General features: G+C 33.9%; 11 protein-coding genes. 9 read left to right on the top strand and 2 right to left on the bottom strand.

The genetic code is table 11. The features are described from left to right. Nucleotides 1-66 precede the first annotated feature (66 nt). From rpoC to FLAK523_RS00220, 3 genes are all read left to right on the top strand, one after another. Complete coding sequence (gene rpoC, locus FLAK523_RS00230; protein ID WP_248905147.1) at nt 67-4,380, top strand: DNA-directed RNA polymerase subunit beta'; 4,314 nt, start codon at nt 67-69, stop codon at nt 4,378-4,380. 3 nt (nt 4,381-4,383) lie between these two features. Then, a complete protein-coding gene (locus FLAK523_RS00225; RefSeq protein ID WP_248905145.1) occupies nt 4,384-4,695 on the top strand; it encodes a DUF3467 domain-containing protein in 312 nt (103 codons plus the stop codon). 302 nt (nt 4,696-4,997) lie between these two features. Then, complete coding sequence (locus tag FLAK523_RS00220; protein WP_248905143.1) at nt 4,998-5,354, top strand: hypothetical protein; 357 nt, start codon at nt 4,998-5,000, stop codon at nt 5,352-5,354. Nucleotides 5,355-5,434: 80 nt separating this feature from the next. Here the strand turns inward: FLAK523_RS00220 and FLAK523_RS00215 are convergent, their stop codons facing one another. Then, nucleotides 5,435-7,024 carry a peptide chain release factor 3 gene (locus tag FLAK523_RS00215; protein WP_248905141.1) on the bottom strand — a complete coding sequence of 530 codons (1,590 nt, stop codon included), beginning with the start codon at nt 7,022-7,024 and terminating at the stop codon, nt 5,435-5,437. A gap of 188 nt (nt 7,025-7,212) precedes the next feature. Then, the gene (locus FLAK523_RS00210) at nt 7,213-8,529 is read right to left on the bottom strand and encodes an alpha-amylase (RefSeq protein WP_248905139.1); all 1,317 of its coding nucleotides are present in this window, start codon (nt 8,527-8,529) and stop codon (nt 7,213-7,215) included. 47 nt (nt 8,530-8,576) lie between these two features. On the opposite strand from FLAK523_RS00210, the gene FLAK523_RS00205 reads away from it, so the two are divergent. The 6 genes from FLAK523_RS00205 (at nt 8,577) to FLAK523_RS00180 (ending at nt 16,798) form a co-directional block, all read left to right on the top strand. Beyond that, complete coding sequence (locus FLAK523_RS00205) at nt 8,577-9,038, top strand: hypothetical protein (protein ID WP_248904568.1); 462 nt, start codon at nt 8,577-8,579, stop codon at nt 9,036-9,038. After that, on the top strand, nt 8,999-9,667 hold the full coding sequence (locus FLAK523_RS00200) for an IS630 family transposase (RefSeq protein WP_248905137.1): 669 nt from the start codon (nt 8,999-9,001) through the stop codon (nt 9,665-9,667). Before FLAK523_RS00205 ends, FLAK523_RS00200 begins: the two co-directional genes overlap by 40 nt. Before the next feature lie 767 nt (nt 9,668-10,434). Continuing rightward, on the top strand, nt 10,435-11,865 hold the full coding sequence (locus FLAK523_RS00195; protein ID WP_248905135.1) for a peptidylprolyl isomerase: 1,431 nt from the start codon (nt 10,435-10,437) through the stop codon (nt 11,863-11,865). Nucleotides 11,866-11,943: 78 nt separating this feature from the next. After that, nucleotides 11,944-12,897: a MoxR family ATPase gene (locus FLAK523_RS00190; RefSeq protein WP_248905134.1), complete on the top strand. Its 954-nt coding sequence runs from the start codon at nt 11,944-11,946 to the stop codon at nt 12,895-12,897. A gap of 18 nt (nt 12,898-12,915) precedes the next feature. Then, complete coding sequence (locus FLAK523_RS00185; RefSeq protein ID WP_248905132.1) at nt 12,916-13,665, top strand: SDR family NAD(P)-dependent oxidoreductase; 750 nt, start codon at nt 12,916-12,918, stop codon at nt 13,663-13,665. Nucleotides 13,666-14,026: 361 nt separating this feature from the next. Continuing rightward, complete coding sequence (locus FLAK523_RS00180) at nt 14,027-16,798, top strand: bifunctional aconitate hydratase 2/2-methylisocitrate dehydratase (protein ID WP_248905130.1); 2,772 nt, start codon at nt 14,027-14,029, stop codon at nt 16,796-16,798. The last annotated feature ends 82 nt before the right edge of the window (nt 16,799-16,880 follow it).

Genomic DNA, 16,880 nt, shown 5'->3' with positions numbered 1-16,880 from the left:
TACGACAATTGACTTTAGACTAAACAAAATCAATTTTTAATTGCAAATAAATCAATAGTAAAAACTATGATGAATAATAGAAATAACAACAATAAAGATAAAAACCCTATAAAAAGGTTTAATAAAATTTCAATCGGTCTTGCTTCTCCTGAATCTATCTTGAAAGAATCAAGAGGTGAAGTTTTAAAGCCAGAAACAATCAACTACCGTACGCACAAACCAGAGCGTGACGGTCTTTTTTGTGAAAGAATTTTTGGACCAGTTAAGGATTTTGAATGTGCTTGTGGTAAATACAAAAGAATCCGTTACAAAGGAATTATTTGTGACCGTTGTGGAGTAGAAGTTACTGAGAAAAAAGTACGTAGAGATAGAGTAGGTCACATCAACCTTGTTGTGCCAATTGCTCATATTTGGTATTTCCGTTCACTTCCAAACAAAATTGGTTATATCCTTGGTCTTCCATCTAAGAAATTAGATATGATTATTTACTACGAGAGATACGTAGTAATCCAGGCAGGTATTGCTAAAAATGGAGAAGGTGAATCAGTTCAAAGATTAGACTTCCTTACAGAAGAAGAATATTTGAATATATTAGACACTCTTCCTGCTGACAATCAATATTTGGATGATTTCGATCCAAATAAGTTTGTTGCCAAAATGGGAGCTGAATGTATTATGGACTTATTGGCTAGAATTGATCTTGATCAATTGTCTTACCAATTAAGACATAGTGCTAACAATGAAACGTCTAAACAACGTAAAACTGAAGCATTAAAAAGATTACAAGTAGTTGAGTCTTTCCGTGAGTCTAACTTGAACCGTGAAAACCGTCCTGAATGGATGATTATGAAAGTTGTTCCTGTTATACCACCGGAATTACGCCCACTTGTGCCGCTTGATGGAGGTCGTTTTGCAACTTCAGATTTAAATGATTTATACCGTCGTGTAATCATCCGTAATAACCGTTTGAAAAGATTAATGGAGATTAAAGCTCCAGAAGTTATCTTAAGAAACGAAAAACGTATGTTGCAAGAATCTGTAGATTCATTATTTGATAATACAAGAAAAGCATCTGCTGTTAAAACAGAATCAAACAGACCATTAAAATCATTATCTGATTCCCTTAAAGGTAAGCAAGGACGTTTCCGTCAAAACTTACTTGGAAAACGTGTGGATTATTCTGCTCGTTCGGTAATTGTTGTTGGACCTGAATTGAAATTGTTCGAATGTGGTATCCCTAAAGATATGGCAGCCGAATTATACAAACCTTTCGTTATCCGTAAATTGATAGAAAGAGGAATTGTAAAAACTGTAAAATCAGCTAAGAAAATAATAGACAAAAAAGAGCCTGTAGTTTGGGATATCCTTGAAAATGTAATTAAAGGACACCCTATATTACTGAATCGTGCTCCTACTTTGCACAGACTTGGTATTCAAGCTTTCCAACCAAAATTAATTGAAGGAAAAGCAATCCAATTGCATCCTTTAGTTTGTACGGCATTTAATGCGGATTTTGATGGGGATCAAATGGCGGTACATTTACCTTTAGGACCAGAAGCTATCCTTGAAGCACAATTATTAATGTTGGCTTCTCATAACATTCTGAATCCTGCAAATGGTGCGCCAATTACGGTACCTTCTCAGGATATGGTCTTGGGTCTATACTATATGACCAAAGAAAGATTATCTACACCAGAAAAGAAAATATTAGGTCAAGATTTGACTTTCTATTCTGCTGAGGAAGTAAATATTGCATTAAACGAAGGAAGATTAGAATTGAATGCTCGTGTTAGAATTAGAGCTAAAGATTTTAATGACGCTGGAGAATTAGTGTTTAAAATTATACAAACAACTGCAGGACGTGTATTATTTAATGAAGTAGTACCAGAAGCAGCTGGATATATCAATGATGTATTGACTAAGAAAAATCTTAGAGATATTATCGGTCACGTATTAAATTCAACAAGTGTACCTGAAACGGCTGCCTTTTTGGATAATATGAAAGATATGGGGTACAAATTTGCCTTTAGAGGTGGATTATCATTCTCATTAGGTGATATTAGAATTCCAGAACAAAAACCAAAATTAATTGCAGATGCTAGAGAGCAAGTTGAAGGTATCTCTGCTAATTATAATATGGGTCTTATTACAAATAACGAACGTTACAACCAAGTTATTGATGTATGGACTTCAGCAAATGCTGAGCTTACAGAATTAGCAATGAAAAACATTAGAGAAGACCAACAAGGTTTCAACTCGGTGTATATGATGCTTGATTCTGGAGCAAGGGGTTCCAAAGAACAAATTCGTCAGTTAACTGGTATGCGTGGATTGATGGCTAAGCCTAAAAAATCGACTGCTGGTGGTGGTGAAATTATTGAAAACCCGATTCTTTCTAACTTTAAGGAAGGACTTTCGATTCTTGAGTACTTTATTTCTACTCACGGTGCGCGTAAAGGACTTGCGGATACTGCCTTGAAAACGGCAGATGCTGGATACTTAACTAGAAGACTTCATGATGTTTCACAAGATGTTATTGTTAACATTGAAGATTGTGGTACTTTAAGAGGTGTTGAAGTTTCGGCATTGAAAAAGAATGAAGAAATAGTTGAATCATTAGGAGAAAGAATTTTAGGACGTGTTGCATTGCAAGATGTTGTTAATCCTTTAACTAATGAAGTATTAATTCAATCAGGTCAACAAATCACTGAGGCAATTATGAAAACAATCGAAGCTTCTCCTATCGAGAGTGTAGAGGTTCGTTCTCCTTTGACTTGTGAGGCTATGAAAGGAATTTGTGCTAAATGTTATGGTAGAAACTTAGCTACTGGTAAAATGACTCAAAGAGGTGAAGCAGTTGGAGTAATTGCTGCACAATCTATTGGGGAACCAGGTACACAGTTGACATTACGTACTTTCCACGTTGGAGGGGTTGCGGGTGGTATATCTGAAGAGTCTAGTATCATTACTAAATTTAATGGTAAATTAGAAATTGAAGATTTAAAAACTGTTAAAGGAGAAGATAATGATGGAAACGCTGTTGATATCGTTGTATCTCGTTCTACTGAGTTAAAATTAATTGACGAAAAAACTGGTATTTTATTAAATACACATAATATTCCTTACGGTTCAAGCATTTTTGTGAAAGACGGACAGTCTGTTGCTAAAGGTGATGTAATCTGTAAATGGGATCCATATAATGGAGTTATTGTTTCTGAGTTTACTGGTAAAATTGCTTACGAAGATTTAGAGCAAGGACAATCGTTCTTGGTTGAAATTGATGAGCAAACTGGTTTCCAAGAAAAAGTAATTTCTGAGTCAAGAGCTAAAAAATTAATTCCTACTTTATTAGTTTATGGTAAAGATGGGGAGTTGATTCGTTCTTATAACTTACCTGTTGGAGCTCACTTAATGGTTGAAAACGGAGAGAAAATTAAAGCAGGTAAAGTATTAGTGAAAATTCCACGTCGTTCTTCTAAATCAGGAGATATTACTGGAGGTTTACCTAGAATTACTGAGCTATTAGAAGCGCGTAATCCTTCAAACCCAGCTGTAGTTTCAGAAATTGACGGTGTTGTTTCTTTTGGAAAAATCAAAAGAGGTAACCGTGAAGTTATTATTGAATCTAAATTTGGTGAGATTAAGAAATACCTAGTAAAACTTTCAAGTCAAATCCTAGTTCAGGAAAATGACTTCGTAAGAGCTGGTGTACCATTGTCTGACGGAGCAATTACTCCGGATGATATCTTGAGAATTAAAGGACCTGCTGCTGTTCAACAGTATTTGGTTAATGAAATTCAAGAAGTATACCGTTTACAAGGGGTGAAAATTAACGACAAGCACTTTGAAGTAGTAATACGTCAAATGATGCGTAAAGTTAGAGTTCAAGATCCAGGAGATACATTATTCTTAGAAGATCAATTGATCCATACTAAAGATTTTATCGTTGAAAATGATAAATTATATGGTATGAAAGTAATTGAAGATGCTGGTGATTCAACGAATTTGAAAGAAGGACAAATTATTTCACCACGTGAATTGCGTGATGAGAATTCTCTTTTGAAACGTACTGATAAAAATCTTGTTGTAGCTCGTGATGTTATCACGGCAACTGCAACTCCGGTTTTACAAGGTATCACAAGAGCGTCACTTCAAACTAAATCGTTTATATCTGCTGCTTCTTTCCAAGAGACAACTAAAGTATTGAACGAAGCTGCTGTTGCAGGTAAAATTGATTACTTAGAAGGATTGAAAGAAAATGTAATTGTTGGTCATAGAATCCCTGCCGGTACAGGTATGAGAGAATATGATAATGCAATTGTAGGATCTAAAGAAGATTATAATGATATGATGGCTAATAAAGAGGAATATATTTACTAAGATATGAGTAATTCTAATCAACAACAAGAGCAAATTAATATTGAACTAGATGAGAAAATTGCGGAAGGAATTTATTCTAACTTAGCAATAATCAATCATTCTTCTTCAGAGTTTGTTCTCGATTTTGTAAGTATCATGCCTGGTATTCCTAAGGCCAAAGTGAAATCAAGAATTGTCTTGACTCCACAACATGCCAAAAGATTATTAAAAGCAATAGGAGAAAACATTCACCGTTTTGAAGCCGCTCATGGCGAAATTAAAGAAAGTGAACAACCTCCAATACCGCTTAATTTTGGTCCTGTAGGTCAAGCATAGTTTATATTAAAAGGCTCCATTTATGGAGCCTTTTTTTTGCTTATTATTTTTCCTTAATATTTTTTAAATTGAATTAGTAGAAAATTGTGCAATAGATTCAATTTTTTAATTTGTGGATTTAATTTCCCGATATTGTTTGTTATGTTTTTGTAAAGAGATAGTTAACGTTGTTTTTATCCTAATTTTGTAAGATAACCGAGTATTTGGGTTATTCACCGAGTATATTTTTTTCAGATTCATATATGGCTTTTCTTTACAGTAAGATAAAGCATAAACGCTTACTCTAATTAACAAAAAGCAATATGACTCAAATAGCAACACAAATCATTACTCAAAAAAGAACCAATTTAATTTTGGCGATTCTTTTTGTTTTGGTATCTTGTACTTCTGCTTTTAGTCAGTCTATTGATAATACAATTGTTGAAAATGATGTTGTTACTAAGGAAGTAAACACGAAGAATGTTACTACAGAATATTCTCGTTCTAACTCAAACTTTATTCTTTGGTTTATGGGTTCTAAACAAGACCCAAATAGAGAAGTTTCACCTGAAGGAATTAATTCTAAAAAAGACATCATTAAATCTGGTTTAGCTCCAAACAGATTGTTACTTAAAGCATTTTTGAAAAAAACAGTAAATTTAGAAAGTACTTTAGTTTAGTTCTTTCAAAAAAATATAAATCATAAAAAAAAACGCTAATCGAAAGATTAGCGTTTTTTTTATGATTTATTGTAAATAGACTAGTCGAACTCTGACGTGAAAAATAATTTAACACTTGGGTATTTGTTTTGAGTCATCTGGATAGTAAAATCAGAATCAGCAAGAAAAACCAATTGACCATATTTATCCTTTGCTAAAAATTTTTGTTTAATACGTTTGAACTCTTTGAATTCGTCATTTTTAGCATCATCTGGTTTTACCCAACATGCTTTATGAACAGGGAAATTTTCATAAGTACATTTAGCTCCATATTCATGCTCTAAACGATATTGGATAACTTCATATTGAAGTGCTCCAACAGTACCGATAATCTTACGATTGTTCATTTCTAGTGTGAATAGCTGAGCAACTCCTTCATCCATTAACTGATCTACCCCTTTGTCTAGCTGTTTCGCTTTCATTGGGTCAGCATTATTAATGTATCTAAAGTGTTCCGGAGAGAAACTTGGGATTCCTTTAAAGCTCATTATTTCGCCTTCAGTTAAGGTATCTCCAATTTTAAAATTTCCAGTATCATGAAGTCCTACGATATCACCAGGATAAGAAATATCAACGATTTCTTTCTTCTCGGCAAAAAAGGCATTCGGACTGGAGAATTTTAGATTCTTCTTAAGTCTTACATGGTAATACGGTTTGTTTCTTTCAAATGTACCAGAAACGATTTTTATAAATGCTAATCTGTCTCTGTGTTTAGGATCCATGTTGGCATGTATTTTAAATACGAAACCAGTCATTTTTTCTTCTTCAGGATCTACTAATCGTGTTTCTGATTCTTTCGGTCTTGGTGAAGGTGCAATATTGATAAAACAATCTAATAATTCGCGTACACCAAAATTATTCAAAGCAGAACCAAAGAAAACAGGTTGTAATTTTCCTTCTAGATATTCTTGACGATCAAATTTAGGGTAAACTTCATCAATCAATTCTAATTCTTCTCGAAGTCTATCAGCAGGTTTTTGACCTATTATTTTTTCTAACTCAGGATTTTGCACATCTGAAAAAGCGATTGTGTCTTCTATATTTTTACGGTTGTCACCGCTAAACAAATTGATATTTTGTTCCCATAAGTTATAGATTCCCTGGAAATCATACCCCATTCCTATAGGAAAACTTAAAGGGGTAACTCTTAGACCTAGCTTTTGTTCCACTTCATCCATTAGATCAAACGCATCTTTTCCTTCTCGGTCTAGTTTATTAATGAAAACGATAATAGGAATTTTTCGCATTCTACATACAGAAACTAATTTTTCCGTTTGCTCTTCGACTCCTTTTGCAACATCAATTACAACAATAACACTGTCAACAGCTGTTAGAGTTCTAAATGTGTCCTCGGCAAAATCCTTGTGTCCAGGTGTGTCAAGAATGTTTATTTTCTTTTCTTTATAATTAAAAGCCAAAACAGAAGTTGAAACAGAAATTCCTCTCTGACGTTCAATTTCCATGAAATCACTCGTGGCTCCTTTTTTGATTTTATTGTTTTTTACAGCACCTGCTTCTTGAATAGCACCACCAAAAAGGAGGAGTTTCTCTGTAAGTGTTGTTTTACCGGCATCGGGATGCGATATGATTCCGAATGTTCTTCTTCGTTCTAATTCTTTTATAAAGCTCATGTGTAATATAAATAGTTTGCAAAAGTACTATTTATAAATGCCATTTAAAAAAATTGTATAATCAAAATGAGGTATACTTTTATTAAGTTACTATTATTAGTGTTCTGTTTTTTAAAATGAATTTTTCTTTTGTGAATTAAATTATTTTATAGAAAAGAGGCTGCTCTATTCGGACAGCCTCTTTTGTATTACATATTTATGGACCAAACTGAGTAGCTTTTTGGTGGGCATTGTATTTTTACCCATTTATCTCCTTGCGTTGTAGGGTACCAATTTGAATTTCCAGTAAAATCCTTGATTTTTGCATTACTCCAATTTGTGGGAATCCATTTTTCTTCCCAATTAGAAGAATTGTTAATGTAAACCACTAAGCCAGGATTACCATTGTAACCATTTCTTCTGGCGATGTATTCATCATTATCGGTATAAAGAATAGAGGTTGTGCCTGTTGCTTTTTGATTATGGATCCAAATAAGATTGTTCAATTTGGCTTTGTCTAACCATTCTTCATAATCTCTATAAAATATAGTAGGGTAGCCTTCGTGTGTTAGGATATAGGCATAAGCCAAATTTTTATTCCATATTTCATCCGTGTCGTGATTGCTGACAAAAGTAACTGCTTTGTAGGGATTCCTTTTCCACATCATATCGTCATTCAATAGATTAAGGTTGTTCCCGTCAAAAGCGTCATTCATTTTATAGTAACACGCGAAATCAAACACGGAACTGTTAGCGCTATTTGCCCACCATTCCAATGTGTTTACATTTGAATCCCAAAGTTCTCCCACGGAAAACCCACCAACATTAGCATTCCAATCTTTTACCACCCATGGACCAAAGCCTTTTACATAATCAAATCTCCATCCGTCAAATTTCATGGTGTTTTTGTAATATTTACCAACTCCGTCAGCTCTTTTCCAAAGCCAATCCTGCACATTTGGAGCGGCATGGGATAAGTCGGGGAAACCTCCAAAAAAACCTTCATCGTTATTGGCGTAAGCGTTTTTGTGAAAATCGGCACTAGTTCTAGGGAATTTACCTGAAGCTACATTTGTGAAATCAGTCCAGGTTTGTGTTCCAGTAAATGGATTGTTTTCCAATTGGCCTCCGCTGTTGTGATTAATTACAATATCCGCAAACACTTGCATATTTTCGGCATGCACTTTTGAAATCAAACTTACCAGTTCGGAACGGGAACCGAATCGGGTTTCAATACTTCCGTTTTGATTGTAATTTCCAAAATCAAAGTAATCGGTAGGGTCATAGCCCATAGAAAAAGCCCCGTTTTGTGCTTTTGATACTGGTGGCAGCCATATGGAACCGATACCTGCATTTGCCCATTCAGTCACTTTTGTGTTAAGCGTGTCCCACCAGTTTCCACCAGAGGGGACGTCCCAATAGAAAGCCTGCATCATTACACCTCCGCCAGGGTTTGCTACATATTTTCCTGTAGCGGTAGTTGTTGTTTTTCCTGTGCTAAAGGGATGGCCGTCGTGATGAGTCATACCAAACGAAAATATAATATATACCAATTTTGATAATTGGTTTTTTTATGTTATATTTGGACTATATTATAAAAGTAATCATGGCGCATGCAAAAATTTTGGTAATTAAGGAAACCGAAAAAGAAATAAAAAATCTGCTCAAACAATCTATTCCGTTTATTGGTCAACGTTTGAGAGTTCTGCTGATTTTGAAGCAAAACGAAAAAGTAGGGATTTCTAAACGTGAGGTTGCTAAATTAGCTGTGGTTGACCCTAATAGCGTTCAGAATTGGAGGACATTATACCTTAATTCTGGAATTGAGGGTTTGATGAAGCATCAAAAAACAGGTTTTAAGCCGTCGGCTTTTAATGCTATTGAACACAATATGTTGGAAACAAAACTCAACGACCCTCAAAATGGACTTCAAGGCTATGTTGAGCTTAAAGATTGGATTGAAAAAGAATCAGGAAGACTTTCAATTACAATACGTTGCTTTATTATTGCATCAGGAATTTTAAATCAAGTGTAAAAGTAGCCCGCAAAAGTCACAAAAAGACGAAGATCAGGGAATCTCTTTTAAAAGACTTCGGACGAATCTGTCAAGAAATAGCACTAAATACGGTGGGTGATTTTGACTCTGTAAACTTGTATTTTCAAGATGAATCGCGTTTTGGTTTGTTCACTCGAAACGGAAAATCAGTTACTGCTATTAGTGTTAAGCCGATTTGTGCTTTCCAACAAGTTTTTAAATCAACTTGGCTTTCTGGAGCTTTTTCGCCCATAACTGGAGACCATTTTCAATTAATACTCCCACATTGCAACGCTGATAATTTTCAAGTTTTTTTAGATAATTTCTCAAAGGAAAATCCGAAAGAACTCAAAATAATGGTGCTGGATAATGGAAGGTTTCATAAGGCAAAAAAATTAATCATTCCTGAAAATATTGTTTTGGTTTTTCTACCACCATATAGTCCAGAACTTAATCCCGCTGAAAAAATGTGGGCAAAATACAAACGAGAATTTTCTAATAAATTTTATAATTCATTGGAAGATGTAGAAGATTTCATTACTAATGTCGTAAAAGCTACAAGCAAAAAAGAGGTAATGAGTATCTGTGGATATAGCTATGTATTTTTAGATAAAATTTGGGCCATATAATACATGTGTTTGGTATCACATCAACGATTTTGTTCCTAATACTTCGGGCAGATGTGTCTTTCTCTAAATCTTCATTTGAATTACAGGAGTAAAAACCTATTATTAGGATTGAGAACAAATAAAATTTTAATTTTTGTTTTTTCATGGTATTTGGTTTTGGTTAGGATAGGTATTAAATCTGTTTTTATTTTGTTAAAATTGCTTTTATTTATATAATAAAAATTCAATTTATTGTCAATAATGTGTTTTGTGTAGCTGCTAATTTATATAAATTTTTATGTGATAAACTTTTTTAAATTTCCATGCTATCAACGAAAACGTTGTAGTGTTGAAAACTTCTTGTTTAATTTATTTATAATGAGAATTGTACTTGTTTTTTTAAAAGGATTCTTTTTATGTTTTGAGTCTAATAAATGGTTTTTTAATTAAATCTTGCCTGCTTTTCGTTTTGATTCGATTAGTGGTTCTATTGCAAGGTTAAGTATTGACGATTAAAGTCTTTAGTCCAAGAATCACTACTAGCCATCTAAGGAATATTAGAAGGAATAATAATGGATATAATTTTTTGTTAATAGTACAGTTGAAACTTGTATTATGTAATTGAATTGTTATTTTTGTTCGCTTTAACATAAATGAACAGTTTGTAAGCTTATTTTTATTTCCCAATTCTTAAATCGTATATTTGGCAATGTCAGAGATGAGTATTTTGAATTTGTTTCGAATTAAATAATAACAGCTTAGATACTATTACTAATACATTTCTAAAAATGCTTTTAAAATCAATACATATGAAGGTTATAAATAATAAAATTGCGCTTATTTTTTTTCTAATACTTACTTCGAGCACATTTATTCAAGCGCAGGAAATTATTATAGAAAAAGAAGCAGTTGCTGTTAAAAAAGTACAATCTAACCAAAGACAAAAAATAGATGGTATAGTTGCTACTATTGGAGATTATATTGTTTTAGATTCGGATATTGATAAATCATATTTAGAAATATCATCTCAAGGCGGGTCTATAAAAGATATTACAAGATGTCAAATGTTAGGGAAGCTAATGGAAGACAAATTGTATGCTCATCATGCTATTCAGGATAGTATCAAAGTTACTGATGCTGAAGTAAATGGGATGATGGAAGAAAGGCTAAGCTATATGGTAGAACAAGTAGGTTCTATGGAGAAGGTTATTGATTACTACAAAAAAGGTTCGGAAGAAGAGTTTAAAACTTATTTCTTTGATGTGTTAAAGGAAAATAAGTTGACATCTGAAATGCAAAAAAAGATTGTTGACGAAATAGAAATTACTCCGGAAGAGGTTCGTAATTTTTTCAAAACAATACCAACTTCAGATCTTCCAGTTTTTGGAGCAGAAATGGAAGTGGCTCAAATTGTGGTAACTCCTAAAGTGTCGGATGCTGAAAAACAAAAAGTGATTGATAAATTGAATGGTTTCAAGAAAGAAGTTTTGGAAGGTTCTAGTTTTTCAACAAAGGCGGTACTGTATTCTCAAGATCCTGGATCAAGATCTAGTGGTGGATTCTATAAAATGAATAGAAAGACTTCGTTTATAAAAGAATTTAAGGATGTGGCTTTTAGTCTTCAGGAGGGTGAAATATCAGCTCCTTTTGAAACTATTTATGGTTTTCATATTATATATCTTGAAAAAATTAAAGGACAAGAATTAGAATTGCGTCATATATTGCTTACTCCTGCAGTAACTGAAGCGTCGTTAAAAGAAGCAAAGGAAAAAATAGAATTAATTCGAAAAAGAATTCAGGACAAGGAAATTACTTTTGCTGAAGCAGCAAGAACTTTGTCAGACGAAAAAGAAACTAGAGCTAATGGAGGAACATTAATTAATCCTAAGACTCATGATACTCGTTTTGAATTAACTAAAATGGATCCAGTACTTTATAGTCAGGTTTCTAATTTAAAAGATAACGCAATTTCGGCTCCTATTATGGATGAGCCGCAAGAAGGTAAGAAAAGCTATAAATTAATTACTGTTACTAATAGAATTAATGAACATACTGCTGATTACGCTAAGGATTATATTAAAATCAAAGAGTTGGCTTTAAAGGAAAAGCAGTTTTCAGCAATCGGAAAATGGTTTGATGAAAAGATCAAAGATACTTACATCAAAATAATTGGAGAATACAGGGATTGTACATATACAAATAACTGGTTGAAAAAATAAGTTTTATAAAATAAATAAAAAGAGTTAGTTTTATGTTTTCATAAAGCTAACTCTTTTTTAATTTAAAATATATTCGAAATGTCAGATGTAGCAGCAATACATAATTTAGTTAAAAAGCGCAATGAGTTAAAAAACGAAATCGCAAAAATCATCGTAGGACAGGATGCCGTGGTGGATCAGATATTATTATGTATTTTTTCAGGAGGACATGCGTTATTAGTTGGTGTTCCTGGTTTGGCCAAAACATTAATGGTAAATACTCTTGCGCAAGCTTTAGGGCTAGATTTTAAAAGAATTCAATTTACTCCGGATTTAATGCCTTCAGATATCTTAGGGTCTGAAATACTAGATGAAAACCGACAGTTTAAATTCATAAAAGGGCCTGTTTTTTCGAATATAATTCTGGCTGACGAGATTAATAGAACCCCTCCGAAAACCCAAGCGGCTTTATTAGAAGCTATGCAGGAGCGCTCAGTAACTATAGCTGGAGAGAATTACAAATTAGATTTACCTTATTTTGTTTTAGCAACTCAAAATCCTATTGAACAAGAAGGAACTTATCCTTTGCCTGAAGCGCAGTTAGACCGTTTTATGTTTGCCATTAAACTAGAATACCCTTCTTTTGAAGAAGAGGTTCAAGTGGTAAAACGTACAACATCCGATATAAAAAATACAGTTAACCCATTGTTTAGTGCTCAGGAAATTATTGATTTTCAACAATTGATACGCCGAATTCCAGTTGCTGATAATGTAATTGAATATGCCGTAACTCTGGTTAGTAAAACCCGTCCGGATAACGGACTGTCTAATGAATTTGTTAAGAATTATTTAGATTGGGGAGCAGGACCTAGGGCTTCTCAGAATTTAATTTTAGCCGCTAAAGCTCATGCGGCTTTTAATGGGAAATTCTCTCCTGATATTGAAGATGTGAAAGCTGTGGCAATAGGGATTCTACGTCATAGAATTATCAAGAACTACAAAGCCGATGCAGAAGGAATTACGGAAGAAATGATAATTAATAAATTGTTCTAATAAATTGTTTTGTCTGAAATGATAAATATTTTAATAATCACTGGAGGAAACAAAGGAATTGGTAGCGGAATTGTATCAGCCTATAAAGCTAATGGATATAAAATATATTCTATTGCTCGTTCCGTAAACAAGTCTCCTTCATATAGTGATGTTATTCAGGTTCAATTGGATTTAAGTGAAGCTGGAGGAATTGAATCTGTTTTTTCTGAAATTCTGGATATAATTGACCCTGTTGCTGTAAATCGAATTGTCCTTATAAATAATGCTGGTACTTTAGGGAAAATTGGAACACTGGATAAAAGTGCTGTAAGTGATATTCAAAGTACGATTCAATTAAATTTAACGACTCCTTTTGTTCTTAATTCTGTTTTTTTAAGAAAGACTAAAAGTTGGAATTGTATAAAGAAAATAATCAATATTTCATCTGGAGCAGCTGTTAAGGCTTATTTTGGTTGGTCTTTGTATTGTGCAACAAAAGCAGCAATTGATATGATGACAAAAGTACTAGCTGTAGAGCAAGAGTCGATAGGAAATGAAGTTGAGATCATAGCGATTTACCCAGGGGTTGTTGACACTAGTATGCAGGACGAAATAAGAAATAGTGATTCTGAAGATTTCATTGACCTGGAAAAATTTGTAAACTATAAGGAAACTAATGCCTTAGGGGATGTTGAAACAGTAGGGAAAGAGATTTATGATATCGATGTTTTTGGTAAATATCATAATGGATCTGTCTTGAATGTTTCTGATTACAGGGAACCTTTTTAAGGTTCTATTGTTCAGATTTTGTACAAAGGGGTTGTGATTTATAAGGGAATGCTATCTATTATTTAGTTTGTCAATTCTTCATTAGAATGTGGCATTTTCACTTTCTTAAAAACAAAGGTTAATATTGTTGATTCTTCAAAATAAAGCCTGTAATATGATTTTTTCTCAATTATATTCAATGTAAACTATTATTTTGCAATAATAATTTTTCAAAAGGCGACTTCTATTAAATTTTTTTCGATTGTCGGCTTAAATCCTTAAATTTGCACTAGAAAAAACAAAATCCACCTAAATATATGGGCTTTTTGATGTTGAAATTATCAATGGAGTCTACTATTAAAATTGAAAAAATACTTCTATTATGAATATGTATCAGGATTACATCCAAGAGATTGAAGAAAGAAAAACACAAGGGCTAAACCCAAAGCCAATTGATGGTGCAGAATTATTAAGCGATATCATTTCGCAAATTAAAGATTTGAATAACGAGTATAGAGTAGATTCTCTTAACTTCTTTATTTATAATGTAGTTCCTGGAACTACTCCTGCTGCAAATGTAAAAGCTAAGTTTTTAAAGGAAATTATTTTAGGTGAATCAGTTGTTGCTGAAATTACGCCTGCTTTTGCTTTAGAGTTGTTATCGCATATGAAAGGTGGAACTTCTGTTGAAGTGTTACTTGATTTGGCTTTAGGTGCTGATGTTGCAATTGCTAAAGCTGCTGCTGAAGTTTTAAAGACACAAGTTTTTCTTTATGAGGCCGATACAGATCGTTTAGAAGCGGCTTATAAAAGTGGTAATGCTGTAGCAAAGGAAATCTTAGAGAGCTATGCTCAAGCAGAATTCTTTACTAAATTACCAGAAATCACAGAAGAAATTAAGGTAATTACCTATATCGCTGGTGAAGGAGATATTTCAACTGATTTACTTTCTCCAGGTAACCAAGCGCACTCAAGATCGGATCGTGAATTACATGGTAAATGTTTGATTTCTCCTGAAGCACAAGATGAGATTAAGGCAATGGCCGAAGCGAATCCTGATAAGAGCGTGATGTTAATCGCTGAGAGAGGAACTATGGGTGTAGGATCATCAAGAATGTCAGGTGTAAACAACGTGGCATTATGGACAGGTAAAAAAGCGAGTCCTTATGTTCCATTTATCAATATTGCTCCAATTATTGCTGGAACAAACGGTATTTCACCTATTTTCCTAACAACTGTAGGTGTTACAGGTGGAATAGGAATTGATCTTAAAAATTGGGCAAAAAAGGTAGATGCACAGGGGAATGTTGTTCTTGATCAAGCTGGAGAAGCTATTCTTGAAGAGGTTTATTCTGTTGCTACTGGAACGGTTCTTACTATCAATACGAGAACTAAGAAGCTTTATAACGGAGATGTCGAATTGATTGATATTTCTTCGTCTTTAACTCCTCAAAAAGTGGAGTTTATAAAAGCAGGTGGGTCTTATGCTATCGTTTTCGGTAAAAAGCTACAGACATTTGCTGCTAAAACTTTAAATATAGATATACCTCAGGTATATGCTGCATCAAAAGAAATTTCTATTGAAGGGCAAGGTCTTACTGCAGTTGAAAAAATATTCAATAAAAACGCTGTTGGAACTACTCCGGGTAAAGTGTTACACGCTGGTTCAGATGTGCGTGTGGAAGTAAATATTGTTGGTTCACAAGATACGACTGGTCTTATGACATCTCAGGAATTGGAGTCAATGGCTGCAACTGTGATTTCTCCAATTGTTGATGGTGCTTACCAATCAGGTTGTCATACTGCTTCAGTATGGGATAATAAGTCTAAGGCTAACATTCCTAGGTTAATGAAGTTTATGAACGACTTCGGTTTGATTACCGCACGTGATCCAAAAGGAGAATATCTTGCAATGACGGATGTTATACACAAAGTACTTAATGACCTTACGGTTGATGATTGGGCAATTACTATTGGTGGTGACTCTCATACTAGAATGTCTAAAGGTGTTGCTTTTGGTGCTGACTCAGGAACTGTTGCACTTGCGTTGGCTACAGGTGAGGCTTCTATGCCTATCCCGCAATCAGTGAAGGTAACGTTCAAAGGGCAAATGAAGGAATATATGGATTTCCGTGATGTAGTTCATGCGACTCAATCCCAGATGCTTCAACAGTTTAAAGGAGATAACGTATTCCAAGGTAGGGTTATTGAGGTACACATTGGTACTCTTACAGCTGACCAATCATTTACATTTACAGACTGGACTGCAGAGATGAAAGCGAAAGCTTCTATCTGTATTTCTGAAGATGCTACTTTGATCGAATCATTAGAGATTGCAAAGGGTAGAATCCAGATCATGATTGATAAAGGAATGGATAATACAACACAAGTACTGAAAGGATTGATCGCTATTGCTGATAAGCGAATAGCAGAGATCAAATCAGGCGAGAAACCAGCATTGGCTCCAGATGCAGATGCTAAGTATTTTGCTGAAGTTGTTGTTGATCTTGATGTGATTGCAGAGCCAATGATTGCAGATCCAGACGTAAACAACATCGATGTTTCTAAAAGATATACTCACGATACGATTAGACCTCTTTCTTTTTATGGTGGAGATAAAAAAGTAGATCTTGGTTTTATTGGATCTTGTATGGTTCACAAAGGAGATATGAAAATTCTTGCTCAAATGCTTAAAAATATAGATGAGCAACAAGGTAAGGTGGAGTTCAAAGCACCACTAGTTGTGGCTCCTCCTACGTACAATATCGTAGATGAATTGAAGAAAGAAGGAGACTGGGAAATTTTACAAAAGTATTCTGGTTTTGAATTTGATGATAACGTACCAAAAGCTGTTGCACGTACATCATACGAGAAAATGTTGTATTTAGAGCGTCCAGGATGTAACCTATGTATGGGGAACCAGGAAAAAGCAGCCAAAGGAGATACTGTAATGGCAACTTCTACGCGTCTTTTCCAAGGAAGAGTTGTTGAGGATGCTGAAGGTAAAAAAGGAGAGTCTTTGCTTTCATCTACTCCAGTTGTTGTTTTATCTACAATCTTAGGAAGAACTCCTACTATTGAAGAGTATAAAGCTGCTGTAAAAGGGATTAACTTGACTAAGTTTGCACCTCCACATAAGCAATTAGTAAGATAATTATCAATTTTTTATTAAATATATCAAAAAGCCTGAGTTATAAACTCAGGCTTTTTTTATAGCTACTTAATTTTTTTGTATC

This window comes from Flavobacterium sp. K5-23, assembly GCF_023278045.1.
GTDB lineage: Bacteria > Bacteroidota > Bacteroidia > Flavobacteriales > Flavobacteriaceae > Flavobacterium.
The sequence above is the reverse complement of the archived record's forward strand: the minus strand, read 5'-3'. Positions and strand labels throughout refer to the sequence as shown.